Annotated in this window: 22 protein-coding genes and 2 pseudogenes; 12 read left to right on the top strand and 12 right to left on the bottom strand. The window is 69.3% G+C overall.

The features are described from left to right. Positions 1 to 210: 210 nt before the first annotated feature. From ACFZDJ_RS50995 to ACFZDJ_RS50985, 3 genes are all read right to left on the bottom strand, one after another. The gene (locus ACFZDJ_RS50995) at positions 211 to 1326 is read right to left on the bottom strand and encodes an ATP-dependent DNA ligase (RefSeq protein WP_391069809.1); all 1116 of its coding nucleotides are present in this window, start codon (positions 1324 to 1326) and stop codon (positions 211 to 213) included. Between the two features lie 275 nt (positions 1327 to 1601). Next, the gene (locus ACFZDJ_RS50990) at positions 1602 to 2720 is read right to left on the bottom strand and encodes an acyl-CoA desaturase (protein WP_190174854.1); all 1119 of its coding nucleotides are present in this window, start codon (positions 2718 to 2720) and stop codon (positions 1602 to 1604) included. A gap of 7 nt (positions 2721 to 2727) precedes the next feature. After that, positions 2728 to 3783 carry an FAD-binding oxidoreductase gene (locus ACFZDJ_RS50985; protein ID WP_391069807.1) on the bottom strand — a complete coding sequence of 352 codons (1056 nt, stop codon included), beginning with the start codon at positions 3781 to 3783 and terminating at the stop codon, positions 2728 to 2730. 87 nt (positions 3784 to 3870) lie between these two features. Between ACFZDJ_RS50985 and ACFZDJ_RS50980 the strand changes: the two genes are divergently transcribed. From ACFZDJ_RS50980 to ACFZDJ_RS50970, 3 genes are all read left to right on the top strand, one after another. Continuing rightward, a complete protein-coding gene (locus ACFZDJ_RS50980; RefSeq protein WP_391069805.1) occupies positions 3871 to 5010 on the top strand; it encodes a helix-turn-helix domain-containing protein in 1140 nt (379 codons plus the stop codon). 260 nt (positions 5011 to 5270) lie between these two features. After that, positions 5271 to 5609 (top strand): thioredoxin domain-containing protein, encoded by a 339-nt coding sequence (locus ACFZDJ_RS50975; RefSeq protein ID WP_391069804.1) that lies wholly within the window; start codon positions 5271 to 5273, stop codon positions 5607 to 5609. 61 nt (positions 5610 to 5670) lie between these two features. Next, positions 5671 to 5931, top strand: a complete 261-nt coding sequence (locus tag ACFZDJ_RS50970; protein WP_391069802.1) for a hypothetical protein — start codon at positions 5671 to 5673, stop codon at positions 5929 to 5931. Positions 5932 to 5940: 9 nt separating this feature from the next. Here the strand turns inward: ACFZDJ_RS50970 and ACFZDJ_RS50965 are convergent, their stop codons facing one another. Both ACFZDJ_RS50965 and ACFZDJ_RS50960 read right to left on the bottom strand, forming a co-directional pair. Beyond that, positions 5941 to 7050, bottom strand: coding sequence for a SpoIIE family protein phosphatase (locus ACFZDJ_RS50965; protein ID WP_391069800.1), 1110 nt, complete (start codon positions 7048 to 7050; stop codon positions 5941 to 5943). Positions 7051 to 7109: 59 nt separating this feature from the next. Further along, positions 7110 to 7313 carry a hypothetical protein gene (locus ACFZDJ_RS50960; protein ID WP_384921923.1) on the bottom strand — a complete coding sequence of 68 codons (204 nt, stop codon included), beginning with the start codon at positions 7311 to 7313 and terminating at the stop codon, positions 7110 to 7112. Between the two features lie 189 nt (positions 7314 to 7502). On the opposite strand from ACFZDJ_RS50960, the gene ACFZDJ_RS50955 reads away from it, so the two are divergent. The 4 genes from ACFZDJ_RS50955 (at position 7503) to ACFZDJ_RS50940 (ending at position 9385) form a co-directional block, all read left to right on the top strand. Beyond that, a complete protein-coding gene (locus ACFZDJ_RS50955) occupies positions 7503 to 7955 on the top strand; it encodes an organic hydroperoxide resistance protein (RefSeq protein ID WP_384921920.1) in 453 nt (150 codons plus the stop codon). A 123-nt stretch (positions 7956 to 8078) separates the two neighbouring features. Next, positions 8079 to 8333 (top strand): SDR family NAD(P)-dependent oxidoreductase, encoded by a 255-nt coding sequence (locus ACFZDJ_RS50950; protein WP_391069798.1) that lies wholly within the window; start codon positions 8079 to 8081, stop codon positions 8331 to 8333. Beyond that, positions 8324 to 8566 (top strand): SDR family oxidoreductase, encoded by a 243-nt coding sequence (locus ACFZDJ_RS50945; protein ID WP_390939247.1) that lies wholly within the window; start codon positions 8324 to 8326, stop codon positions 8564 to 8566. Before ACFZDJ_RS50950 ends, ACFZDJ_RS50945 begins: the two co-directional genes overlap by 10 nt. Positions 8567 to 8635: 69 nt before the next feature. Continuing rightward, positions 8636 to 9385, top strand: a complete 750-nt coding sequence (locus ACFZDJ_RS50940; protein WP_391069796.1) for an SDR family oxidoreductase — start codon at positions 8636 to 8638, stop codon at positions 9383 to 9385. Positions 9386 to 9486: 101 nt separating this feature from the next. Here the strand turns inward: ACFZDJ_RS50940 and ACFZDJ_RS50935 are convergent. Both ACFZDJ_RS50935 and ACFZDJ_RS50930 read right to left on the bottom strand, forming a co-directional pair. Next, positions 9487 to 10341, bottom strand: a pseudogene (locus tag ACFZDJ_RS50935) (isocitrate/isopropylmalate family dehydrogenase); the annotation flags it as partial. 54 nt (positions 10342 to 10395) lie between these two features. Continuing rightward, positions 10396 to 11046 (bottom strand): annotated as a pseudogene (locus ACFZDJ_RS50930) (LysR family transcriptional regulator). A 266-nt stretch (positions 11047 to 11312) separates the two neighbouring features. Between ACFZDJ_RS50930 and ACFZDJ_RS50925 the strand changes: the two are divergent. Then, on the top strand, positions 11313 to 12479 hold the full coding sequence (locus tag ACFZDJ_RS50925) for an MBL fold metallo-hydrolase (RefSeq protein WP_391069795.1): 1167 nt from the start codon (positions 11313 to 11315) through the stop codon (positions 12477 to 12479). A gap of 176 nt (positions 12480 to 12655) precedes the next feature. On the opposite strand, the gene ACFZDJ_RS50920 is transcribed toward ACFZDJ_RS50925, so the two are convergent. From ACFZDJ_RS50920 to ACFZDJ_RS50910, 3 genes are all read right to left on the bottom strand, one after another. Further along, positions 12656 to 13492, bottom strand: a complete 837-nt coding sequence (locus ACFZDJ_RS50920) for a multicopper oxidase domain-containing protein (RefSeq protein ID WP_391069793.1) — start codon at positions 13490 to 13492, stop codon at positions 12656 to 12658. Between the two features lie 755 nt (positions 13493 to 14247). Continuing rightward, positions 14248 to 15084 (bottom strand): alpha/beta fold hydrolase, encoded by an 837-nt coding sequence (locus ACFZDJ_RS50915; RefSeq protein WP_391069791.1) that lies wholly within the window; start codon positions 15082 to 15084, stop codon positions 14248 to 14250. 155 nt (positions 15085 to 15239) lie between these two features. Next, a complete protein-coding gene (locus ACFZDJ_RS50910) occupies positions 15240 to 15905 on the bottom strand; it encodes a DUF4097 family beta strand repeat-containing protein (RefSeq protein ID WP_390939233.1) in 666 nt (221 codons plus the stop codon). Between the two features lie 238 nt (positions 15906 to 16143). Here ACFZDJ_RS50910 and ACFZDJ_RS50905 point away from each other — a divergent pair, with 238 nt between their 5' ends. Next, complete coding sequence (locus ACFZDJ_RS50905) at positions 16144 to 16902, top strand: helix-turn-helix domain-containing protein (protein WP_391069789.1); 759 nt, start codon at positions 16144 to 16146, stop codon at positions 16900 to 16902. A gap of 65 nt (positions 16903 to 16967) precedes the next feature. Next, positions 16968 to 18341, top strand: coding sequence for a hypothetical protein (locus ACFZDJ_RS50900; RefSeq protein WP_391069787.1), 1374 nt, complete (start codon positions 16968 to 16970; stop codon positions 18339 to 18341). Positions 18342 to 18385: 44 nt separating this feature from the next. On the opposite strand, the gene ACFZDJ_RS50895 is transcribed toward ACFZDJ_RS50900, so the two are convergent. Further along, positions 18386 to 21280: a BTAD domain-containing putative transcriptional regulator gene (locus ACFZDJ_RS50895; RefSeq protein WP_391069785.1), complete on the bottom strand. Its 2895-nt coding sequence runs from the start codon at positions 21278 to 21280 to the stop codon at positions 18386 to 18388. Between the two features lie 42 nt (positions 21281 to 21322). Continuing rightward, positions 21323 to 21964 (bottom strand): carotenoid oxygenase family protein, encoded by a 642-nt coding sequence (locus tag ACFZDJ_RS50890; protein WP_391069784.1) that lies wholly within the window; start codon positions 21962 to 21964, stop codon positions 21323 to 21325. A 271-nt stretch (positions 21965 to 22235) separates the two neighbouring features. On the opposite strand from ACFZDJ_RS50890, the gene ACFZDJ_RS50885 reads away from it, so the two are divergent. Next, positions 22236 to 22841: a hypothetical protein gene (locus ACFZDJ_RS50885; protein ID WP_390939225.1), complete on the top strand. Its 606-nt coding sequence runs from the start codon at positions 22236 to 22238 to the stop codon at positions 22839 to 22841. A gap of 123 nt (positions 22842 to 22964) precedes the next feature. After that, entirely contained in the window at positions 22965 to 24185 is a 1221-nt protein-coding gene (locus tag ACFZDJ_RS50880; protein WP_391069782.1) for a carbohydrate-binding protein, read from the top strand. The last annotated feature ends 215 nt before the right edge of the window (positions 24186 to 24400 follow it).

Genomic DNA, 24400 nt, shown 5'->3' with positions numbered 1-24400 from the left:
CCAGGTGCCAGGCGATGACGGCGATCTTCCGGGCGACCGCGACGATCGCGATCTGCATCCCGCGCCGGGCCGCGATCCGCTGGTGCAGGGCCCGCGGCGGGCCCGGGGAGCGCAGCGCGGCGAACGCTGCCTGCACCCACTCCCGCACCCGCCCGAGAACCCGCAGGCCACCACGCTGGTGCGGCCGTAGTGGGGAGGCTGACATCCCCTCTACGCCCCCGGACACGCCCCACAGCAGGAAGAACAAGAAAAGGTGGGTGGGTGGGACAGGTCCCGGGCGGCGGGCGAGGGGATCGGGCGCCGCCGGTGCTCCTCGCGCGTCGGCCGGGGCCGCCGCGCTGCGCCGCCGCGCTGCGCCGCCGTCAGACGGGCGACGTCGGTGGGGGAGAGGCCGGGGCGGGCGCGGTGCCAGCGTGCGGGGTGCCGCCACCGGCCGGCAGCGTCGCGTGCGACGTCGACGCCGACTTCCACCACCAGCTCGGGTTCCACCAGCGCGACGTTCAGCTTTTCCTTGCTGCCCCACCCGGCGGAGAACGACCAGCCCGTCCACGGATGACCGCGCCGCGCCGCAGCGAGCAGTCCGGCGACCGCAGCACCTGCCGCCCGGGCGAGGGTGGTGGTGCGGCCGACGTACTGAAGGCGGCCATCGGTGTCGTACCGTCCGAGCAGCAGCGTGCGGGGAGCGGTCGGGGAGCCGGTGACCGCGCCGACGATCGCCTCGCCCGTCTCGCGGACCTTGTTTTTCTGCCAGCCCCTGACCGAGGGCCGGTAGGCGGCGGCCGGCCTCTTGAAGACCACGCCCTCCATCCCGACCGACGCCCATGTCAGCCACTCGCGTACGACGTCGGCGTCGGTGGTCGACGGGCACAGCGCCCACGGCGCAGACAGCCGGCGGGCGGCGAACACGGACTCCAGCGCGGCTCTGCGCCGCCGGTACGGCCACCCGGTCGTGTCCGTCCCGGACAGCCGCAACAAATCGAACGCGACGAAGTGAGTCGGCCACTCCTTTGCCGCCCGGGCCGCCCCGGCACCGCGCCGGGCAAGCCGGTTCTGCAACCGCTCGAACGCGAGGCGGCCCGCGGCGTCCCATACGACCAGCTCGCCGTCCAGCGCGGTCGCGTCCGGCAACTGCGCAGCCCCGGCCACAACCTCCGGAAAGGCCGGCGCCATGTCGGTGCCGCGCCTGGAGCGCAGCACCACCTGGCCCGCGTCGACGGAGACCCCTGCCCGGAACCCGTCCCATTTCGGCTCACCCGCCCATCCCGGCAGCGGCGCAGGGTCGGACACAGGGGCGGCGAGCATCGGTTCCGGCAGTGTCCACGTCACAGCCCATGCCTTCCACCCAGCCCGCCCGTCGGCAAACCGAGTGCGCGTACGCACCCGACTACCGGCCCGACCACGGCAGGTCAGCGCACTACAACACCTCGCCGGGGGCTGTGTGTTGAGCTCCTGGCGCACGTCCAGGCAGCGCAGCCGGACACCGGGCTGCCCGGATCCCGTGTCGTACGGTCTGATGTCGCGGCCGCCCACCGTCCGCAACGGATCTCACCGAACCCGGCGGTGCCGCCGGTACGGCCGAAAGATCTGAACCAATACCGGGATCAGGCCGCGACGAGCTCCTGCTCGCGGTCCGGTGTCTTGACCTTGGGCTTCTTGTTCGGCAGCGAGAGCCGGAAGACCTTGCGCCACGCGGAGAACACCTGCTTGGGCAGCGGCCCGGTGACGTACTCCAGCTCGTACTTTTCGAACAGCGCGCGCACCTTCACCGCGACCTCGGCGTACCGGTTGCTCGGCAGGTCCGGGAACAGGTGGTGCTCGATCTGGTGCGACAGGTTGCCGGTCATGAAGTGCATGGCCCTGCTGCCGCTGATGTTCGCCGAGCCCATCATCTGGCGCAGGTACCACTGGCCGCGCGTCTCGCCCTTGATCGACCGGCGCTCGAAGACCTGCACGCCCTCGGGGAAGTGCCCGCACATGATCACCGAGTGGGACCAGATGTTGCGGACCAGGTTCGCGGTGAACGTGGCGGCGAGCGTGGTGAGGAACGACGGGCCCGACAGCAGCGGGTGGATCACGTAGTCCTTGAGCACCTGCTTGCGGATCTTGCGGCCCACGGCCTTGGCCCGCGCGCGGAACTCCGGGTTCTTGCGGCGGCGCTTGTGCAGGTTCTTGCCGAGCTCCAGGTCGTACGCTGCGATGCCGTACTCGAAGAAGCAGGCGTTGATGAAGTTCCACAGCGGCTGGCCGAGGTGGAACGGGTGCCACTTCTGGTCCTCGTCGACGCGCATGATGCCGTAGCCGAGGTCGTTGTCCTTGCCGATCACGTTGGTGTACGTGTGGTGCAGCTCGTTGTGCGAGTGCTTCCACTGCTCGGACGGCGAGACGTGATCCCACTCCCAGGTGGTGGAGTGGATCTTCGGGTCCCGCATCCAGTCCCACTGGCCGTGCAGGACGTTGTGGCCGATCTCCATGTTGTCCATGATCTTCGCCACGGACAGACCGGCGGTGCCGAGCAGCCACGCGGGCGGGAAGATCGAGAACAGCAGCACGCCCCTGCTGACCAGCTCGAGCTTGCGCTGCGCCGAGATGACCTTACGGATGTAGGCGGCGTCTTTCTCGCCGCGGCCGGCGATCACCTCGTCGCGGATCGCGTCCAGCTCGCGGCCAAGCTCCTCGATCTGCTCCGCGGTCAGGTGGGCGGTGGGGTCGATGGCGGTCAAGGTGCTCCTACCGTTCGATGTCGCAGGGGCCCGCCGCGGCGGACACGCAGGTCTGGATGAGGACGCCCGGCTCGGCCTCGGTGATCTCGCCGGTGCGCAGGTCGCGGACGGCGCCCGCCTTGAGCGGCGTGATGCAGCCGAAGCAGATGCCCATGCGGCACCCGGAGGGCATGAGCACGCCGGCTTCCTCGCCGACGTCCAGCAACGGCGTGGCGCCGTCCGCGTCGACGGTCTTGCCGGTGGTGCTGAACGTGACCTCGCCGCCGTCGCCGGCGACGACGATGCTGGGGCGGAAGCGTTCGGTGTGCAGGCGCTCTTGTACGCCGTGCTCGGTCCAGTGCTCTTCGGCGGCGTCGAGCAGGCCCGCGGGCCCGCAAGCCCAGGTCTCGCGCTCGGCCCAGTCGGGCACGAGTTCGTCGAGACGGGCGATGTCGAGCATGCCGTCCGTGTCCGTGTGCAGCTCGGTGAGCCGCAGCTTCTTGTCCGCGACCAGGTCGTGCAGTTCGTTGCGGAAGATCACGTCTTGCGGCTGTGGCGCGCAGTGGAGCATGACGACGTCGTCGAACTCGACGTCGCGCAGCATGCCCATCACGGGCGTGATGCCGCTGCCGGCCGTCAGGTAGAGCACTTTGGCGGGCTTGGCCTGCGGCAGCACGAAGTCACCGGTCGGCTGGTCGAGCTGGATCAGCGTGCCCGGTTTGGCCCTGCGGACCAGGTGGTTGCTGACCTTGCCGTCCGGGATCGCCTTCACGGTGATCGTGACGCGGCCGTCCCGGCGGTTCGTCGGCGAGGTGATGGAGTAGGCACGCCACAGGCGCACCCCGTCGACGTCGACCCCGATCCGCACGTACTGACCGGCTGTGTGGCCGCGCCAGCCCCGTCCCGGCCTGATCACGACGGTCGCGGCGTCGCCCGTCTCGGGGTGCACGGCCTCGATGCGCCCACGCAGGTCAGCGCCCGCACGCAGCGGGCTGACCAGGTCGAGGTAGTCCGACGGCAGCAGCGGCGTCGTGACCATCTCCAGCAGTTTCCACGCCCTGCTGCGGAGGGCTGCACTCGTCATGACTCCAGCTTGCTGCGCCTCAAGGCGTAAAGTCCTGACCGCAGGACGTAAATCTGGTCGGCAGAATTGTTCGCAGGGAACAGAAACGTGAGCCATGCAATCCGGAGGGCCAGCGAACTGGCCCTGGATGAGACGACGGTCACCGCGCTACGGGCGGCGCTGAAGACCACCGCCGACGAGGTCGTCCAGGCGATCATCGACGAGGTCCCTTCCTACGCCAACGCCCTTTCGGGCCGCATGGGCGGCACCATCCGCCGAGCCGTCCGCACCGCCCTGGGGCACTACCTGGATCTCGCGAGCGGGAACGCCACGGGCGTCGACGCCGGTGACGCAGCCTACGAGCTGGGCCGCGGCGAGGTGCGCGACGGCCGTTCGATGGACGCGCTGCTCAGCGCCTACCGCGTCGGCGCCCGCGTGGCCTGGCGATGCCTGGCAGCGGGTGCCGTACCCGCAGGTCTGCCTGCCGCCGAGGTCGCCAAGTTCGCCGAGCTGACCTTCGCCTACATCGACGAGCTCTCCGCCGCGAGCGCCGCGGGCCACGCCGACGAACTGGCCGCCCGGGGCAGGGCCCACGAGCGCCAACTGGAACACCTGGCCCGCGACCTCCTCGCCGGCGCGAGCCCGGACGTGCTGCTGGCCTCTGTTCAACGGGCCGGGTGGCAGCCTCCGGTTTCACTGACCGCGGTCCTGCTGCCCGCCGCCCAGGCCCGGCCTGCCTACCGCGCGCTCGACCCGAGCACCCTCGTCCTCGACGATCTGCCGGACGCCACCGGTGTGCTGCTCGTCCCCGATGCCGACCGATCACATCTCTTGCGGCAGCTGACCGACCGCACCGCCGTGGTCGGCCCGGCCCGGCCGTGGACTCGTGCGTCCGCCTCGTACGCACGAGCCGTACGCGCGCGCTCCCTCTCCTCTGATATTCGCGACACCGAGGACCACCTGCCCGAGCTGGTGCTGAGCGCCGACGTGGACGCGTTCGCAGACCTGCGTGCCCGAGCTCTCGCACCGTTGCGGACCTTGCCTGTCGCGACCGCACGGCGGCTGGAGGAGACGTTGCGGGCGTGGCTGCTGCACCAGGGCAGACGGGACGAGGTGGCGGCGGCGTTGTTCGTCCATCCCCAGACAGTCCGGTACCGGATGTCGCAGCTGCGGGAGCTGTTTCCGGATCTCGCATCGCCACACCGGGTCCTTGAACTGACGCTGGCGGTCGGTCTTCGGGTCAGCTGACGCGTACTTCGACCGTCCACGACCGCGTCCGCGAGCGGTCCAGGAATCGTGCCTCGGTGGGCTGCAGCTGAGTGACCGGCGGGGCGGCCAGGCCGGGTTACCAGGGGGGCCGGGCCGCTCGCGCCGGGGACCACCGTGGTTCTGCGACGGCCCCGTGCCTCCCTTCCGACAGGTCAACCGGACGACCGACCGGGCCGGCCTGGCACACCGCGCGAGGGATGATGGGGATGGAATGACGGAACGTGAGGTCAGGAGCTTCCATGGCGAAGCGGGTTCACCGACCCCGTGAGGACGCGGAGTTCGATTTCATCCTCGGGATGAGCGGAGTTCCGGTCCTCGCATACTTCACCGGGACATGGCCCAAGGCAATCGAGCCCTGCCGGGTGATGGACCTCGTCGTGGGTGGCATCGCCGACGACTACACGGGCCGCCTGACGGCCGTCCGCGCCGACATCACGCGTTGTCCGGCCGCAACCGAGCGATACGGGGTCACCGGAGCCCCGTCCTACGTCCTGCTGAAGGAGGGAGAGGTGGTGGCGCACGGCACGGGGCCTATGACCATCGCCGAGGTACGGAAGTTCCTGGCCGGCCACCTCTGAGCGGCCGCTGCACAATCTTCTGGGCATCAACCGGCTGCGGGACGGCCAGACGGTGTGGCCGATGGGCGACAAGCGGGTCGGCTGGATCGCCGGCGACGACATCGCGGCGGTCGTGGCCAAGATCCTGGCCGACGGCCCCGACACACACGCGGGCAAGGACTACTACCTGTCCGCCGATCTCCTCAACGGCGCCGAGGTGGCCGAGGTCCTCAGCGCCGCCCTCGGGCAGGAGATCCCCGCACTGGTCCTGACCCCGGGCGATCTGCAGCGCATGATCGATGCCCAGCACCCTGATCAGGAACTGCTCGAACAATTCTCCTGACCGTTCGGGTCATAGGCGCACGATGACCAGGGCCGTGTCGTCGGTGGCGCCGCCTGGCGGGTGCAGGTCGGCCAGCAGCGCGTCGGCGAGGGCCTCGGGCTCGGCCGTCCGGTGGCGGGCCAGGGAGTCGGCGAGTCGCGCGAGGCCGATGTCGATGTTCTCTCGGCGGCGTTCGATCAGGCCGTCCGTGTACAGCACGAGGACGGAGCCCTGCGTGAAGGACGTGGTCGCCTTGAGTCGGGGGCCGTGTTCGGGGCGGGCTCCGAGTGGGGGATCGGTGGCCCGGTCCAGGAACACGACGGTGCCGTCGGTCAGGAGGGCCGGCGGTGGGTGGCCGGCGCTGCTGTAGGTGATGGTGTGGGTGCCCCAGTCGATGTACGTGTTGGCCACCGTGGTGTTTTCGGCGCCGTCGACCGAGCGGGCGTACAGCCCGAGGACTTCCAGGGCCCGGGCGGGGCCGTCGACGACGCGGCAGGCGGCACTGAGTGCGCTGCGCAGTTGTCCCATGACGCCGGCCGCGGCCAGGCCCTTGCCGACCACGTCGCCGACGGCGACCACGACGCGGTCGCCGGTCAGGTCGACCAGGTCGTACCAGTCGCCACACACCTGCAGTCCGCCGACGGCGGGCCGGTAGCGGACGGTGGCCCGATGGCGCCCGACCGGGCGGGGAGCGGGCAGCATCGCCTCCTGCAGGCTCAGCGCGACTTCGCGGGCACGGATGAGCTCGGTGACCTCCTCCACCCGGTGGAGCAGCAATGTCACCCGGCCGTCCGGACCGGGGACGGGGACGTTGATCAGACTCCAGTACCGCTCGGTCCATGCTCCGGGACGGTCGGGGTCCGGCACGTCGTAGCGTTGCAGCGCGAGGTCGCGCTCACCGGTTTCCGCCACGTGGATCAGGGACGCCTCGAGGTCGCGCATCACGGCCGCGGCGGGGGTGTTCGCGTTGTCGGGGACATGGGCGGTCAGATGGTGGCCGACCACTTCCTCGCGGGTGCGGCCCAGTATGCGCAGGAACTCGTCGTTGGCATCCGCGTAGAGCAGATCCCGGGTCAGCAGCGCCACCGCCCCGGGGAGAGCCCGGAACACCGTTGCGTAGTCGATCTCCGGTTCCGTCATGTCTTTCCCGCCTCGGCGCCGCCCCGCTGGTGTGGATGACCGGGGCGGCACGTGCCACGTCAGTGCGTGGTGAGCATCAGCCGGAAGCGTGCGGCGCCGGGCATCGTCTGGTACGCCTCATCGGCCACGGCCGACGGTACGGTCTCGATCATCGACCGTATTCCGCGCGTGGCGCTGAACGCGATGGTGTCCTGCGTGTCGTGGGTGTCCTGCGTGTCGTGCCCGGTGCGGTGGGGCGGCACATCGCTCGGCACACTCGGCATCGCCGCGACAACCGTGACCGGAGCGGGAGCGCATCGCGAGCCGCTCGGCTCGGGCGGGTCCCGGTTGACGGATCAGAAAGAGTGCGCTCGCGCCATACGGATGGGTTCGTCGGGGTGCGATCAGCGGCAGACTTTGGAAAGGTCCGGCCGTGGGCCGGGACAATCCGCAGGTCCGGAATGGAGGCCGAGATGGCACGAGTTCTCTACACGGCGGAGGCGACCGTGACCGGCGGCCGCGTGAGCGGCCATGGGCGCACACATGACGGAGTCCTGGACGTCCAGCTCCGTGTGCCGAAGGAGATGGGCGGCGACGGGGGTGGCACGAACCCCGAACAGCTCTTCGCGGTGGGTTATGCGGCCTGCTTCGAGGGCGCACTCGGCGTGGTGGGCCGTCGCGAGAAGATCGAAACGGGCGACGCTTCGATCGAGAGCCGTGTCAGCCTCCTGCCCACCGAGGATCGTGGTTTCGCACTTGCCGTGGAGCTCCACGTGACCCTGCCGCAGATCTCGGATCCCGAGCAGGCGGCGCGGACCGTCGCGGCCGCACATCAGGTGTGTCCTTACTCGAACGCCACCCGGGGCAACATCGAGGTCACCTTGACCGCCAACGGCCACGAGGTCGACCCGGGCGTGGGCGACTGAGCCGGCGCCGCGCCACGGACGCGAAGTCACTCGCCCACCAGTTCCTCGAGGCGGACCTAGAGGACCCGGCCGGCATCGACCGGCCCGCCGCCGAGGCCGGTGAGATCGACGTCCTGGTCAACGATGCCGGGCGCGCGATCCGGTCAACGATGCCGGGCGCGCGATCTGGGCACCGACCGAGGAGATGAAGGTCTCCGACTACGACGCGATGCTCGCAGGCAACGTGCGCGCGCCGTTCTTCCCGTGGCGGCATTCTCCCCGGCGATGGCGGCGAAGGGATCGGGTAGCGTAATCAACACGGGCAGCATGGTCGGCAGTCTCGGCCTGGCCACCGGTGCCGCGCACGGCGCGACCAAAGCCGCGCGCCGGTGTCCCTGACGCGAGGCTGGACGGCCGAGTGCAGCGGCCGCGGCGTCCGCTTCAACACCGTTGCCCCCGGTCCCGTCCACACCCGGCCCGAGGCCTGCGACCTGTTCGACGCCCTCGCCGAGACCACCGCGATGAAACGCGCGGCCGAGCCCGCCGAGGTCGTCGCGTTCCTCGCCTCGCCGAAGGCCGGCTGTGCCACCGGCGCGACCATCGCCGTCGAAGGCGGCCGCACCGCCATCTGAACCCGCCCGCTCTTTGCACAGGGATCGGGCACCGGAGCTGATACGACGCACACATGAAAGGTCACAGCCATGAACAGGCTGGACGGCAAGGTCGCCGTCGTCACCGGCGGCAGTAGCGGAATCGGATTTGCGACGGCGCAACAGTTTGTGGAGGAAGGCGCCTTCGTGTTCATCACCGGACGGCGCCGGCCCGAACTGGACAAGGCGAAGGATGAGATCGGCAGGAACGTCACGACCGTCCAAGGTGACGTCGGCGTCTCCGCCGACCTCGACCGGCTCTTCCGGACCGTCGCGGAGGAGAAGGGGAAGATCGACATCGTCGTCGCCAATTCGGGTCTGGTCGATCCGCAGGTGTTCGGCCGGATCACCGAAGCGGGCTTCGACCGGACCTTCAACGTCAACGCCCGTGGCACCCTCTTCACCGCGCAGAAGGCTCTGCCCCTGATGAACGACGGTGGCTCGATCATCCTCGTCGGATCGATCGCGGGCCACATCGGCGTCGAGGGGTACACCACCTACAGCGCCACCAAAGCCGCCCTGCGTTCCTACGCCCGCACCTGGACCAAGGAGCTCAAGGGCCGCGGCATCCGGGTCAACGTCCTCAGCCCCGGCCCGATCGACACCCCGATCATGGACAGCCAGGCGGACTCCAAGGAAGGCGTCGACGCGATCAAGGAGGCCTTCGCATCCGTCATCCCGCTCGGACGTATGGGACGTCCCGAGGAAGTCGCCGCGGCCGCCGTCTTCCTCGCATCCGACGAGAGCAGCTTCTGCGCAGGCATGGAACTGACCGTCGACGGCGGCATGGCGCAAGTCTGAGACTGGAGCCCGTCGAACAGCGCCTTGGCGCCCTCCGGGGTGAGGCGTACCAACTCGGAGCGCCCGTCATAGGGATCCGCTGCCCTTGCCGGGAGAGAGGCTCAGAGCAGTTCGAGGAGCTTCTCGGTGAACTCGGTGGTCGTGGCACTGCCGCCGAGGTCGGGGGTGCGGACGTCGGTCTTGGCGAGCACCGCGGCGATGGCGTCGGTGATGTCCCCGGCCCCCTCGGGGTGGCCCAGGTGGTCGAGCATCAGGGCGGCCGACCAGATCGTGCCCAGCGGGTTGGCGATGCCCCGGCCCGCGATGTCGGGCGCGGAGCCGTGCACCGGCTCTAACATCGAGGGGAACTGGCGCTCGGGGTTGAGGTTGGCGGACGGGGCGATGCCGATGGAGTCGGCCACGGCCGCGGCCAGATCGCTCAGGATGTCGCCGAAGAGGTTGGAGGCGACCACCACGTCGAAACGGGCCGGGTCGAGCACGAACTTGGCGGCGAGCGCGTCGATGTGCTCCTGGTCCCACGCCACCTGCGGATACCCGGCACCTCGCCCGGCGACCAGCTCGCCCCAGAACGGCAGGATGTCCACGATGCAGTTCGACTTGGTGGCCGAGGTCAGCCTTCCGTCCCGCCGCGCGGCCAGCTCGAAGGCGTAGTCCAGCACCCGGGCCACACCGGCCCGGGTGAACACGGCTTCCTGTACGGCCATTTCCGACGGGAAGCCGCAGTGCAGACGCCCCCCGATCTCGCTGTACTCGCCCTCGACGTTCTCCCGTACGACCACGAGGTCGACCTTCCCGGGCACCGCCCCGCGCACCGGACTGTCGACGCCGTCGAAGACACGGATCGGCCGCAGGTTGACGTACTGCCGGAAACCGCGCCGGATCGGAATCAGCAGCCCTCACAGCGAGACATGGTCCGGCACGCTCGGGCGTCCGACCGCGCCGAGCAGGATCGCGTCCGTCCAACACGCTCTGCCGATCTGCCCTACAAGCTTGGCCTATAAGGTTCACGATCAGTGCCTGATGTGCTTGATGGCCTCAAGCGCGCAGGTCACGAAGGTACGGGCGGCGGGGGACTGCTCGGCGTGACGGCTGACCAGCGCGATCCGCAACGTCGTCCTCGGCTCGATGTCCAGGACCAGTGCCCCGGCTCGCTCGGCCGTTGTGCGCCACGACTCGGTGACTACGGCCAGCCCGACCCCCGCGAGCACCAACGGGAGGATCGCCACCCGGTGTTCGGTCTCCGCCGCGATGGCGAAGCCGATGCCGCGCTCGCGCAGCCCGTCGACGTAGGCCCGCATCCCGGTGCCCCGCTGCCCCACGATCAGCCGCTGCCCGGCCAGCTCCTCGCAGGCGAGGCCGGCCCGCCGGGAACGGCCCGTCGGGAGGGGTGACCAGCGGGAAACGCTGCTCCCCTGTGGCGTGCGAGACCACCTCCTTGTCGGTGAGCGGTTCCGACGTGGCGAGCAGGCCCAGTTCGGCGGCGCCGGTGCGCACCACGTCGACGACGTCGCGGAAGGTGAAGACGGCCCGGATGTTCACCGACACCCCGGGATAGCGGCCGGTGAAAGCGACGGCTGCGAGAGGTACAGGGCTGACGCCGCCCGGTTGAAACCCCCGTGATCCACGATCGCGAGGAAGTACTCCAGCTGCCGAATGTCCATGCCCACATCCTCTCCTCGGCGCACGGTACCGAGAGCCGGGCGGCGGTCACCGGTGGTCAGCCGGAGCGCGTGGGCGCGAAGCCGACATGCAGAAGATGTAGACACTGGCATCATTGTTGTCGTTGACATCATTGTTTCCAGTGACTACATTCAGTCGCAGATCCTGCGGAAACCCCGAGGGTTGTTCGTCGAGGCGTCAGGTCGACAGTGAACCTCCCGTCTCATCACAGCCTCGGCCCACCCGGCTATCACTACGGAGACCTCTCATGCCTCTGCCGCGCCTCGGGCGGTTGCTTCGCCCCGCCGCCTTCGGCGGCATCCCCACCGGTGCACGACTGGAGCGTATGCAGGCATCTCCTCAGTACGCCGACGGCAGCTTCCGCAACCCGACGGTCACCCTGACCATGGCTTCCGGCTCCGCGCTCGACCTGGCCCGGACGAACATTCACCGGGCCGATCGCGTCCGTCGCAGGCCGGGCGCGGCGATCCCCCTGCACCGACCGGCCCTCACGGGACCCGACACGGCGCCGGAATCCGGTCTGCGACTGACCTGGACGGGGCACTCCACCGTTCTCACCGAGATCGACGGCGCAAGGGTGCTGTTCGACCCGGTATGGGGCGAGCGTTGTTCGCCGGTGGGCTTCGCGGGACCCCGGCGGCTCCACCCGGTCCCGCTGCCTCTTGAGGACCTCGGCCCCGTGGACGTGGTGGTGATCTCCCACGACCACTACGACCATCTGGACATGCCCACCATCCGCGCCCTCGCCGGCACGGGCGCCCAGTTCGCGGCCCCGCTGGGCGTGGGGGCGCACCTGGAGCGCTGGGGAGTCGCACCCGGGCGGATCACGGAACTGGACTGGCACGAGTCGACACAGGTCGCAGGCCTGACACTGACTGCCACACCCGCCCGTCACTTCTGCGGACGAGCCCTGCACCGCCGGACGCTCTGGGCATCCTGGGTGGCGGCCGGTCCCAGGCACCGGGTCTTCCACAGTGGGGACACGGGCTACTTTCCCGGCTTCGCCGAAATCGGGGCGGAGCACGGTCCGTTCGACGCGGTGATGATGCAGATCGGCGCCTACAGCGATTTCTGGCCGGACATCCACATGACACCGGAGGAGGGCCTCCGTGCCCACCTCGACCTGGCCGGAGGCGAGCCGCACGGCGTGCTGCTGCCGATCCACTGGGGGACCTTCAACCTGGCCCCGCATCCGTGGGAAGAGCCCGCCGAGCGCACGTACGCCGCCGCTGCTGAAGCAGGTGTTCGGGTTGCCGTGCCCATACCGGGTCAGCCCTTCGAACCTGGCGGCGAATTGCCTCAGGCCCCGTGGTGGCGCGCGGTGGCAGCGCCTGTCTCCGACGGAGCCTCGACCGTCTCCAAGGCTCGCCACCCGGCGGGCGCCCACCCCATTCCGGCTCAGCAGCAGCCGTAACCTCGAGGCACGACAGGGCCGCGAGCGGTGTCTCACGGCCCTGTATCGAGGGCCGAGAGCATCCGCCCTCTTGCGGGCGCCGTACCTGCAGGGGTCCGGGGAGGAGCGGGTCACGGCGGCAGTGCCGGTCCGGGCCCCTTGGGCGCGCACCGGCACACGCGGGTCGATCGATCCCGTCAGTGACCGTGGCCGTGGCTGCCGCCGTGGCCGCTGCCCTGGTCGCCACCGTCGTGGCCGACGATCGTCCACGGGCGCATCAGGTCGTCGTCTTCGTGTTCGAGGAGGTGGCAGTGGTGGATGTACGTCGCCGGGAGCTCGGCGCCGCTGTTCGGAATCGACGCGATCTCATCCGTCGGCGGGATGAATTCCTGAATGATGATTCTGGTCACCATCTGCGCAGGGGCCTTGACCGTGTCCTTGTAGGACAGCGCTTCGTCCGGGTCCGGCGGAACCGGCGGGCCGGTGAAGTAGTTGGCCAACACCGGGTGGTCCTTTGGTTTGCGGCCACCGTGGATCCACTTGTCGTAATCCTTCTGGTAGGCGGCCGCGTCGATCGGCTGCCTGTTCAGCACCTGGAAGTTGACGAGGTGGACATGCATCGGGTGGGCGTCGTGGTTGGGATTGATGTACTCCCAGATCTCGGTCGAGCCCTCCTTGATGAAGTCCTGGGACGGCTCCTTGTACGGCACCGCGTTGAACGTCATCGTCCTGTAGAGCTGGTGCTGGTACACGACCCATTCCCGCCGACGGGTGTGCGGTTTCGGTTCGATGGGTGCGACCGCCTGCAGCTTGAGTTTCTCGGGCGGCGTCGTCCTGTCCCCACCTCCGGACAGTCGCTTGGTGACCCGGAATTCCATGATGTCCCCGATTTCAGGTCCGCAGCCGGGGATGCCGGGGAAGTGGACCTGCGTTCCCGGGTAGTTCGTCAATTTGACCTTCGTGCCCATGGGCACCTGACTGAAGTCGACGATCAGGTCGTACCGCTCGGCTGGACTGATCAGGAAGTCCAGCATGTGCAGCGGGGCGCGGAAGCCGCCGTCCGTGCCGATCAGCCAGAACGGCAGTGGGGGCTCAAGAAGTGCGTCTCTGGGGTCTACATCGAACTTCAGCCGCCAGAAACGCTCGTTCGAAGCGTTGAGAATGCGCAGCCGGTAGCGTCGCCGTTCGACGGCCAGGTAAGGGCAAGCCGCCGCATCGTGGCCTTGTAATAGTCGGCGCCCGGATAGACGGAAGGATCCGAGATGGCTGTCATCGGCCTGGGCGGCGGGTCGACGAACTTCTCCAGCGGAGGGGTGTTCGGCGTCCCCGCGGGGTCTTCACACCCTGCCGGCGGGTGAGCCGACGCCGCATGCGACCGCGTTCCCAGATCACCTCGCGAAAACATGGCCGCACCCCCCAGTCCACCGGCCATGAGGAATTTCCTTCGCTCGATCATCGTCTCCGGCCTTTCATCGCCTTACGTAACGACAAAGGGATACAGGGGCTGGTTCGGAACGTAACTGCGACTGCGGGTCCAAGTTTCGCCGCTTCCCTGTGCGCCAATTCAATACTGCGGGCCCTTTCGGGATATCAGAGGCGAGGGTGAGGTGGGCGCCTTCGTTGTGGTGGTGGAATTCGGGGCGCCCGCGGGCCGCGCGCCGGCGGGCGTCACGAAGGATGTGGCACTCGTCGAAGTGCTCCTACCGCCGACAGATGAACCGGCAGCCGCCGTGCGAGAGTGCCGCCACAGGCCGGCCCGCGACATGTGCCACGGCAAGCGCGGTTGTCGTCAGTCCGCCGGTCGTGTCTTCAGCGCCCCGCTGCGGTCGAGGGCGGCGACCTCGCGTACGGCCTCGGCGACGGCCGGGAAGTCCTTCTTGAGGATCGCGCCGTGGTTGCCGGCGACCTTCGCACTGATCTGGATGTTCGGGTTGTGGGCGGTCACCGCGTCGAGGCTGGTGCGTATCCGTTCCTGTTCATCACCGCGGCTTCCGAAGGACGTTCCCGAAGCGACCACATACCGCACCGGGACGGTGATGTCGTCCAGCACGGGGCCCAGCTCGCGCTCGCGGGAGAGCCTGCCGAGCTCGATGTTGCTGTCCGCCTGCTGTTCCGCGCTCATCCGCGGGGCCAGGCCCGTCGGGCGCAGCAGCGGCAGGAACCAGCTCATCCGCCCGAACAGCTTGCGGATCCGCTGCTCCATGGCCTCGTCGAGCCAGTCGTACGGGAACGCGCCGTCGACCAGGACCGCGCCCAAGGCACGTTCCGGATTCCGGCCGGCCCAGTGCGCCCCGACGACCGCCCCGTAGGACCAGCCCACCACCAGCGCCCGGTCCACACCCCTGGCCGCGAGAACGGCATCGACGTCCCGGACGGCCGCCTCGAAGGAATAGTCCGCCGAACGCTTCGATCTGCCACGGGCCCGCTCGTCGTAGGTGATGTGCCGCCACCCCGACCCCAGTTCGTCGATGACCCGCCGCCAGTACCCCTGAGTGGCGAACTGGCCATTGAGGTAGACCACGGGGATACCGGGACCGCCGGTGTCGGTGACGGCCAGGGCCGTATCGTCGACCGGCACCATGCCGGTCCAAATCGAACTGGTCGAGGAAGTGCTGTTCTTCGTCATGTGTTCCCCCTGGTCGCGTGAGAGCGTCTTGTGCGCCTTCTTCAGGCCCTGGACGTGGATCGCAGGCCCCTCGGACGGACCGGCCGGGACCTCGGCGGCGACCGACAGGATCTCGATCGCGGTGGGCCCGGCCGGTTGGTCCTGGTTCTGCTCCTTCAGAGGCTGCGGGCGGTGATGTCGCCGCGGGAGGTGCTGGCGCGGATGTCGAGTTCGGCGGTGCCGTCGTTCTTGAGGGCGTTGCTGACGCGGCCGTAGTCGGTGCCGGCGTCCAGGGCGGCCGAGACGCCGGCGGCGGCGCCGACCGAGATGTCGCCGGACTGGGTGCGGAGCACGACCGTGCCGCGCAGGGCCTCGGTGATCCGGATGTCGCCCCTTGCGGTGCTGATCTCCGCGGAGCCGCCCAGCCGGCCGATCTCGACGTCGCCGTCGATCGCGGTGAGGCGGACGCTCGCGGCCTCGTCGATCTTGATCTGGCGGTACGCGCCTTCGAAGGCGACGTCGCCGAGGCGTCCGACGCCGCGGAGCTCGGCACTGGCGGCCTTGGCCTCGATGCGGGAGCCGGCGGGCAGTTGGACGGTGACCTCCACAGATCCGGAGGGGCCCAAGAGCCGGTTGTCGGGGGTCGAGGCTTTGATCCGCAGGACGCCGTCGGCGTAGGCGACGGTGGTCCGCTCAGCGGTCTTGGTGTCGCGGCTCTTGGAGGGGTCGGCGGGCAGGACCTCGACGGTGGTGTCGGCGCGGTCTGCGGCGATGAACTGGATACGTCCGGCGGGGATGTCCAGGACGGCGGAGATCGGGGCGGGGGTGTCGAACTTCTGCATCGTGCTCTCCCGTGCTCGCTCGTTGTTTCTGACATCGGAAACGCTACGTTGCTTTCCAGAGTCCGACAACATGCTTGTTGCGTCGAATCGATATCTGTGCAGGTAGAACATATGAAACCGTTGCAATGACCTTGAGGGCAACGCAACGGCAATCGCTACGGCCATTGCAATGGGTGAGAAGTGAACGCTATGGTGAGGGGATCAAGGACCGCCACGAAGGATCACCAAGGAGATCGCGATGCCGGGAGGCAGGCTCACCCAGCAGGAACGCCAGCAGATCGCGCTGGGGTTGGCCGACAGCCTCCCCTACGCCGAGATCGCCCGACGCCTCGACCGTCCGACCTCGACGATCACGCGTGAGGTGATGCGCAACGGCGGCCCCACCGCCTACCGCGCCGACCTGGCCCACCGCGCCACCGAACGCCGCGCCCACCGGCGCAGGCCCGCCTCCTCCCAAGGATGGGAGTCGGTCCCCCAGCCGCACGGACGCGATGCCGAGGCCGTGGCCGAGTACGAGGAGACGTTCACCACCGTCCTCATGGCTTCGGGCCTGACCAAGATGACGGCCCGGGTGCTGACCTGCCTGTTCACCACCGACGCGGGCAGCCTCACCGCGTCCCAACTCGCCCAGCGCCTCCAGGTCAGCCCAGCGTCCATCTCCAAGGCGATCGCCTTCCTGGAGAGCCAGAGCCTCGTCCGCAGAGAACGCGACGAACGCCGCCGCGACCGCTACGTCGTCGACGACGAACTCTTCTACCAGGCGACGATCGCCAGCGCCCGATCCAACGACCAGCTCGTCGAAACCGCACGCCAAGGCGTGGCCGTCCTCGGCCCCCACACCCCCGCCGCCGCCCGCCTGGAGAACATCGCCCGCTTCCTCGACTTCATCAGCGAAAGCATCACCCGCGCCGCCGAACAGGCCCGCGAAGTCCTCCACACCAAACCCGAAACAACCTCGAACGACACCGCCCGACCCGGAGGCGGGAGTGCGACCTGACGAACGGTGAAGTTCCGTTCTCAATCACCGAGAACAGGGGTCAACAACGCCCTAGCATCTGGCAGGTGAAGATCAACGGAATATTCAAAAAGGGCCTGAGACCCGCTGCGGCCACCGCGTATTTGGCGGTGGCCATGCTGTTGGTGTCGGCGGGCACCGCTCAGGCGGCCCCCGGCGACAACACCAACAAGCTGACCACGATCACCTCGTCCTCGGAGCTGGCGAAGCTCCAACTGGTCGAGCACCGGGTCCCGACGGCCTCTCTCGACAACCTGGCGAGCGAGATGGGCACCTCCCGCGGGGTCGACCAGGTCCTCGCCAGTGCCAACCACCCGATGCGGAACGCGGCGAACTGCAACAGCACCGAGACCGCCGCCCTGCCGGTGAAACCGACCGCTGAGTCCGCGTACTGCTGGGACACCGGTGACGCGGTGACACAGGACTGGCTGCCGCAGTCCGTGACCTCCTCCGGAGACGCGGACAACGACGGCGTGTGGGGCACCAACAAGGTCATCCTGTCCGGTTGGGGCCAGAACGGCACCACCACCACCGACCACATGGGCCGTATCGCCTTCATCGACGCCAACGACCCGAACAACCTCAAGTACCGCTGGGTGCTGCCGGTCATCCCGCTCAACGGCGGCACCGACTACCGCGCGCTTCAGTCCCATATGGGCGGCATGGTCTGGTACCAGGACAAGCTGATCGTCACGTCGTGGGAGAAGGACTCCGACAACAACGTGATGTACATCTTCGACATGAAGCGCATCCTCCAGGCGACCGTCAACAGCTCCGCGGTCGGCAAGGTGAGTGGCGGATGGTCGGCGGACGGCTACCAGTACGTGATGCCGGCCGTCGGCTCCTACAGCCTCGCCGGAGGGGCCTGTAGTTCGACCAACGACGACTCCCGGCCGTGCTTCGGCTCCATCTCGCTGGACCGCAGCAGCGTGCCCGACAGCCTGGTCGCCACCGAGTGGTTCTCCTCCGGCGGCACGGAGCCGGCCCGCATCTGGCGGTACGACTTCAGCTCCGACCCCGGCTACCTCGCCACGGCCAGCAGCAGCCACGTGAACGCCTCGGCGGCGTACGAGACGAACGCCGTCGGGCTGCAGGGCGTGCTGTCGCACAGCGCCACCAGCGGCGGCACACCGAACTTCTACGTCGACGACGCGCGCGGCGGTGTCGGCCAGCACGGCATCCTGTGGCGGCAGAACACCAGCGGAGCCACGGCGGCCGCCAACTGCGGGCAGGACATCATGTACGCCTGCTGGGGCCAGCACACCGAGAGCATGTCCTACTGGTGGAGTACGGGCCGGGTGTGGACGCTCACCGAATGGGCGGCCGACAGCGCGGGGCACTGGACAGGAACCGACACCGCGATTCCGCAACGGGTGCTGTTCTCCGTGCCGTTGTCCTCGATAGACAGCTCACTCAGCTGACCGATATGTGCCCCGGGACCGAGATTCCCGGGGCACGGTTCCCGTCACACGTCACCGTGCGGTTCGCCGAGTTCATCGAGCCGGGCACGGACCCGCTCGGCGTCGGGATGGGCGAGTTCGGTGAAGAGGGCGAGGGCGCTGCGCCAGGCGGCGCGGGCGGCCTCGTGGTCGCCTGTCGTACGGTGTGTGTCACCGATACGGACGAGGGTTCCGGCCTCCTCGGACGGCACGCCCAGGTCCCGGAAGATGGCGAGAGCGTTGCGGTAACTGGTGAGTGCCTGCGGGTGGTCGCCGAGGCTGTGGTGGGCGTAGGCGATGCTGTCCCAGGTGGCGGCCTGACCGATGCGGTCTCCGAGATCCCGCTGAATGGTCAAGGCCTCGAGGCAGTGGCTGAGGGCCTGTTGGTGATCCCCGAGCGTCGCGTGGTCCCAGCCGACCGCGTTGAGGGCGGTTGCCTGCGCGGCCTGTCGACCGGTGGCCCGGAAGAGGTCCAGGGCCAGCTGGTCATGACGGAGGGCCCCGGGGAGGTCACCGTGCTGCTCGGCCTCCCAGCCGAGGCTCAGGTGGACGTAGGCCCGTCCGACGTCGTCTCCGAGTTCGGTGAAGCGTTCCAGGGCACGGTCGAGGTGGGCACCGGCTTCGTCGCGCAGGCCCAGCCGGCCTTCCACCCGGGCCAGTCCGAGCAGGCCGTGAGCTTCCACGACGGGGTCGGACAGCCGCAGTGCGGCGTCGAGCGCGGTCCGTTGGGCGACCACCCAGTCGTGCCAGTGCCCCTGCCGGTCGAAGAACCGCTCCAGGGACGAGACGAGCAGGCAGACAAGGCGGTCCGAACCGGAGCTCGTGGCCGCGTCGATGACGGCGAGCAGCACCGCGTACTCGGCCGCCAGCCAGGTCAGAGCCGACTCGTCGTCGGCGAGTGGTTCGGGGCGGGCCCCCTCGGGGAGAGGCGGGAGCGGCATCGTGTCCACGTACGGTGCGATCAGCAGACCGGCGGCGTGCGCCGAGTACAGATAGTGCTCGAACAGCCGGTCTACGGCCGCCCGGCACTCGGCCTCGCTGTGCTGGGTGTGCGCCAGTTCGGCGGCGTAGGCGCGGAGCAGGTCGTGGAAGGCGTACCGGCCGGGGGCATGCTCGTTGATGAGGTGCACGCGGGAGAGCTCGGTCAGCAGCAGCCGCGCCTCCCGTACCGCGAGCCCGGCCAGGGCGGCAGCGGCCGGTGCGGTGAAATCAGGTCCGGGATGCAGTCCGAGCAGTCGGAAGAGGCGGGCGGCGGCGGGTGAGAGGGCGCGGGAGGACCAGGAGAAGACCGCGCCGACATCGGCCGACGCGTCGGCCTCGATGAAGGCGTCGAGACTGCCATGGGCCTCGCGCAGCTCGGCGGCGATGGCCGACAGCGAGAAGTGCGGGTGGGCGGCCGCGCGGGCGGCGACGCAGGCCAGGGCCAGTGGCAGCCCGGCGCACAGTGCGATGATCTCCGCCACCGCCTCCTGCTCGGCGGCGACCCGCTCGGCCCCCAGCCGACGGATGAGGAGTTCCCGTGCCTCGTCGGTGTCGAGCGGACGCAGTGTGAGGGAGTGGGCCCCATGGGCGGCCACCAGACCGGAGAGCTGGTTCCGGCTGGTGACGATCGTGAGGCAGCCGGGCGTGCCGGGCAGCAGCGGCCGTACGTGATCGGAATCCCGTGCGTTGTCCAGCAGGACGAGGAACCGGCGTCCGGCCAGCATGCTGCGGTAGAGCGCGGCCTGGGCGTCCAGACCGTGCGGGACGCGTTCCGGCGGTACTCCCAGCGTGTCCAGAAAACCGCGGATCGCTTCGTCGGGACGCATGACGGCCCCCGACGGGTCGAAGCCCCGCAGATTGACGTAGAGCTGCCCGTCGGGATAGCGGTCCGTGACCCGATGGGCCCAGTGCACGGCGAGCGTGGACTTGCCGACTCCGGCCATTCCGCCGATGGCACTGATCACCACTGTTTCGGCGGACCGTCCCTCGCTCGACAGCGGCGCGAGGGCCTCGTCCAGTTCGGCCCGTCGACCGGTGAACGTCGGCAGATCGAGCGGCAGTTGCGCGGGCACGGGCAGGGAGGCCGCTCGCGGACCGACCAGGTCCGAGGCCGCCGGACCTTCGGCGGTGCGCGCCTCGGAGGCCCCGGCTCCGGGCCCGGCCGCTGTCGATGCCGCGTCGCGCAGCACCGCATGGTGGGCGTCGCGCAGCTCCGGTCCGGGGTCGATGCCCAACTCGTCGGCGAGACGGTCCGACACGGTGAGGTAGGTGCTGAGCGCCTCAGGCCGCTGACCGGTGGCCGAGAGAGCGAGCATCAGCCTGGCCATCAGCGGTTCGTCCAACGGGCTGTCGGCAGCGGCCTCCCGGAGCTGGGGGAGGACCACACCCGGCACGCCCGCACGCAGCGCGACATCGGCGGCCTCCTTCACGGTCGCGAGGCGCTCGTCGTCCAGTGAGCCGAACGCCGCGTGTGCGCGCGCCTCCACGGGGATCCCGTGGGCGGCCGGCCCCTGCCACAGCGACAACGCCTCGGTGAAGAGATCCACGGCCAGTGCGGGCGCCCCGTCCGAGGCGGCCCGCCGGCCCTCGACCCGCAGCGCACGGAAGCGCAACAGGTCCAGAGAGCCGCTGTCGGCCACCAGTCGGTATCCGCCCGTGTCCCGGAGCAGCCAGTGGCCCGGTGCCCGGGTGGGAAGGCCGGGCTCCAACAGGCGGCGCAGTGCCCCGACATGCCGGTGGACCACATTGACCGCGGTGTCCGGCGGACGCCGGCCCCACAGGACGTCGACGATCTCACTCATGGAGACGGGTTGCCCTGCCCGTACCAACAGCAGGGCCAGCAGCGCCCTTTCCTGCGGACGCCCGAGGTGCAACTCCGTCCCCGCCCGCCAGACCCGAACCGGTCCAAGTACCGCGAACCGCACCGGTTCCGGTGCCACCACATGCCCCCTCCGGTCTTCCACCCCGGCGCTCACCCTACGTCACGCCGCTGGGACGCCTACCTGAAGGACGACCGAGACCAGCAGCCGACTCGTCCCGTCCGTTCTGTCCGTCGCGTACGTCATCCAGTAGCCGTGATCCTCCGACGGGTCACCCGGCACCGGTGCGAACACCGGTTCCCCGACCAAGAGGTTCCCCGCAGGCCACGAGCCCGCGGCGCCCTGGGTGTCGTACCAGCGCAACGCGTCGAATTCGCCCGAGAGGAGTTCCGCACCAGGGGTACGCGCTGCCAGCGCGCAGCGGCTGTGTCGGCGGCCGATCAGGCGGTCGTCGACGCGCGGGAACTCCACATGGGAGTCGTCGAGCAGGGTGCGCCGCATGGTCCCGGCGGCCGGATCGATCACGGCTCGTGCCAGACCGCTGCCGCCCTCCCTGTCGGCCGCACGTCCCGAGCCCGACGTCTCGGAGTCACCGAGTGCCAACCGGGGCCACTGTACGTAGTCGAGCGTCACCGTCGGGTCCGGCGCGTCCGCCTCACCGGGCCGGCCTGACGAGCCGATGGGGCTGAAGCGTGGATGGGGGCCGTTGCGCAGGTACAGCCCGTTCAGGTCGTTCGGCAGGCGCCCCTGGACCTCCGGATCGATGACGTCGGCCTCTTCGGTGACCGGGGCGAAGGAGCCCATGAGGTGCGCGACGCGGGTCTGCCGCCTGCAAACGGAGTGCCGAACAGACACCGGGGGACTTCCGCAGCGGATGCGGCGGGGTTGGGGCGGTCGCAGCATGAGAAGCGGAGGTCCTCGCCTCAGCGCCCGGCCGGGGGTTTCCTCGCGCTCTCGGTTTCCGACATGGAGGCGCCGTCCGCGGAGGTGTCCGATGGCTCAACCCGATGCGAATCGAGGACGCGGAGCGACGGGGAGCCACGAGTCTGCGCCGTCGAGAATGCCGCCGTCCGGAATGCCGGCGGCCGATGCGCAGGCTGATACGTCCAGCCGCGAAGTCCTGCGCACCAACAGTGTCTTCCTCGGTTTCGCCCCCTGGATCATCTTCGACGTGGTGGCGAGCCCCAGTACGTGGAAATACGCCGCACTGGCCGCGCTCATCGCTGCCCTTGTGCTCAATGTGCCCGACCTGCGGCGCGGGAGCTTCAAGATTCTGGAGGCGGCGAGTCTGGTGTTCTTCGCCGTCATCTTCGTACTCGGGCTCGTGGTGGACCGCCAGGACCTGATGTGGTTGGAAACCTACGCGCAGACGTTGTCCAACGGAGTGATCGCCGTCGTGGCACTCGGCTCCCTCGCCTTCACACCGTTCACCGAGCAGTACGCACGTGAGTCGGTGCCCCGCAGGTACTGGGACTCACCGTTGTTCCGGCGCACCAACCGGATCCTGACGGCGATGTGGGGCGGGGTGTTCCTGGCGACGGCCCTGCTGGGACTGCTCGCACTGCACGTGAAGTCGGGGTCGGACTGGCTCAACTGGGTCATCCCGATCGCCTTGCTGGTCGCGGCGATCCGCTTCACGAAGTGGTACCCGGCACATGTCAGGGCGCGGGCGAGGGGCTGACCCGAGAGGTAAAGAAATCGTATGGTCTAGTCCAAAAGTTATCTGGTCTAGGCCAATCTATTGGCATGGACGCAACACCTACAGGAAGCTGGGGCGACTCTCCCCACTCCCTGGAGGCACGCAGTGAGACGTCTTCGCGCATGTCTGGGCGCGGCGGCCGCCGTTGGACTCGCCGCAGCGGGCGCGACCGCACTGGTCGCGGGCAGCGCTTCCGGCGCGACCTCCGCACTCGGCAACCGCTGGTACGCCGCGGCTCCCTACCTGATGCCGCTCGACAACGACCCACCGGACCCGGCCGCCATCATGGACGCCACCGGCCTCAAGGCGTTCCAGCTCGCCTTCGTCCTCGCCCCCAACGGCGGCGGCTGCAGCCCCACATGGGGCGGTACGGCCGCGGTCTCCTCGGACACCGCCGTGCAGTCGGTCGTCAACACCATCCGTGCCAAGGGCGGGGACGTCTCCGTCTCCATCGGCGGCTACGGCGGTACCAAGCTCGGCCAGGTGTGCTCGGACGCGGCTGCCACGGCGGCGGCGTACCAGCAGGTCATCACCAAGTACGGACTGCACGCCATCGACTTCGACCTCGAAGAGCCGGAGTACGAGAACACGGCGGCCATCAAGAACGAGATCGGCGCCGCAAAGATCCTCCAGCAGAACAACCCCGGGCTCTACGTCTCCGTCACCACCGCCGGCACCGCCGACGGCACCGGCTGGTTCGGCAAGCAGATGCTGCTGGAGGCGAAGTCACAGGGTTTCACCCCGAACAACTTCTCCATCATGCCGTTCGACGGCGGCTTCAGCGGCGCGGCCTCGCAGACCAGCGCGCTGACCAACTTCAACCAGATCCTGCAGTCCACCTTCGGATGGGACCAGGCGACCGCGTACGCCCACGAGGGCTTCTCCGGGATGAACGGGCGCAGCGACACCGGCGAGTACTTCACACAGGCCGACTTCCAGACCGTGCTGGACTACGCCACCAGCCACAACATGGACCGCTTCACGTTCTGGTCCCTCAACCGCGACCGCCAGTGCACCCCGGCCGACAACGGTGGCCGGACCTCGGGCACCTGCTCCAGCGTGGCGCAGAACTCCTGGGACTTCGCCAAGTACTCGGTGAAGTTCGCCGGGGCCACGCCGCCCTCCTCGACTCCCACCCCGACGCCGACGCCGACGCCGACGCCCCCGGGCGCCGGGTGCAAGCCGGCCTGGAGTTCGACCGCGGTCTACACCGCCGGCAACGAGGTGTCGTACAACAACCACAACTGGAAGGCCAAGTGGTGGACTCAGAACGAGACTCCCGTTGCCTCCGAGTGGGGGGTCTGGCAGGACGAGGGCGCCTGCTGACGACCTGACCGCCTGACGACCTGACCGCCTGACGGTTTGCCGGACCGGTTCGGCGGGGCCCTTGAGGTGCCCCGCCCACCGGCGCCGGACGTGCGCCGACCCTTCAGAGGGCCGAAAATAGGCACAGGCCCGGTCGTCGAGGACACGCGGCGCCTGCCGAGAGGAACGTCGCCATGCGCGGACAGCCGCCATCGCCGTCAGGGGCCGTCCTCGGT

Origin of the sequence: Streptomyces sp. NPDC007896 (assembly GCF_042959425.1) — a bacterium.
Lineage (GTDB): Bacteria > Actinomycetota > Actinomycetes > Streptomycetales > Streptomycetaceae > Streptomyces.
This window is presented reverse-complemented; position numbering and strand designations above follow the sequence as displayed.

Bases quoted from the DNA above. Each gene is read 5' to 3' on its own strand.
- ACFZDJ_RS50960 (WP_384921923.1), bottom strand. From the start codon at position 7,313: ATGCCGAGTGTGCCGAGCGATGTGCCGCCCCACCGCACCGGGCACGAC.
- ACFZDJ_RS50965 (WP_391069800.1), bottom strand. From the start codon at position 7,050: ATGACGGAACCGGAGATCGACTACGCAACGGTGTTCCGGGCTCTCCCC.
- ACFZDJ_RS50920 (WP_391069793.1), bottom strand. From the start codon at position 13,492: ATGCTGGACTTCCTGATCAGTCCAGCCGAGCGGTACGACCTGATCGTC.
- ACFZDJ_RS50985 (WP_391069807.1), bottom strand. From the start codon at position 3,783: ATGACGAGTGCAGCCCTCCGCAGCAGGGCGTGGAAACTGCTGGAGATG.
- ACFZDJ_RS50955 (WP_384921920.1), top strand. From the start codon at position 7,503: ATGGCACGAGTTCTCTACACGGCGGAGGCGACCGTGACCGGCGGCCGC.
- ACFZDJ_RS50970 (WP_391069802.1), top strand. From the start codon at position 5,671: ATGGGCGACAAGCGGGTCGGCTGGATCGCCGGCGACGACATCGCGGCG.
- ACFZDJ_RS50950 (WP_391069798.1), top strand. From the start codon at position 8,079: ATGCCGGGCGCGCGATCCGGTCAACGATGCCGGGCGCGCGATCTGGGC.
- ACFZDJ_RS50925 (WP_391069795.1), top strand. From the start codon at position 11,313: ATGCCTCTGCCGCGCCTCGGGCGGTTGCTTCGCCCCGCCGCCTTCGGC.
- ACFZDJ_RS50910 (WP_390939233.1), bottom strand. From the start codon at position 15,905: ATGCAGAAGTTCGACACCCCCGCCCCGATCTCCGCCGTCCTGGACATC.
- ACFZDJ_RS50905 (WP_391069789.1), top strand. From the start codon at position 16,144: ATGCCGGGAGGCAGGCTCACCCAGCAGGAACGCCAGCAGATCGCGCTG.
- ACFZDJ_RS50885 (WP_390939225.1), top strand. From the start codon at position 22,236: ATGCCGGCGGCCGATGCGCAGGCTGATACGTCCAGCCGCGAAGTCCTG.
- ACFZDJ_RS50915 (WP_391069791.1), bottom strand. From the start codon at position 15,084: ATGACGAAGAACAGCACTTCCTCGACCAGTTCGATTTGGACCGGCATG.
- ACFZDJ_RS50940 (WP_391069796.1), top strand. From the start codon at position 8,636: ATGAACAGGCTGGACGGCAAGGTCGCCGTCGTCACCGGCGGCAGTAGC.
- ACFZDJ_RS50975 (WP_391069804.1), top strand. From the start codon at position 5,271: ATGGCGAAGCGGGTTCACCGACCCCGTGAGGACGCGGAGTTCGATTTC.
- ACFZDJ_RS50890 (WP_391069784.1), bottom strand. From the start codon at position 21,964: ATGGGCTCCTTCGCCCCGGTCACCGAAGAGGCCGACGTCATCGATCCG.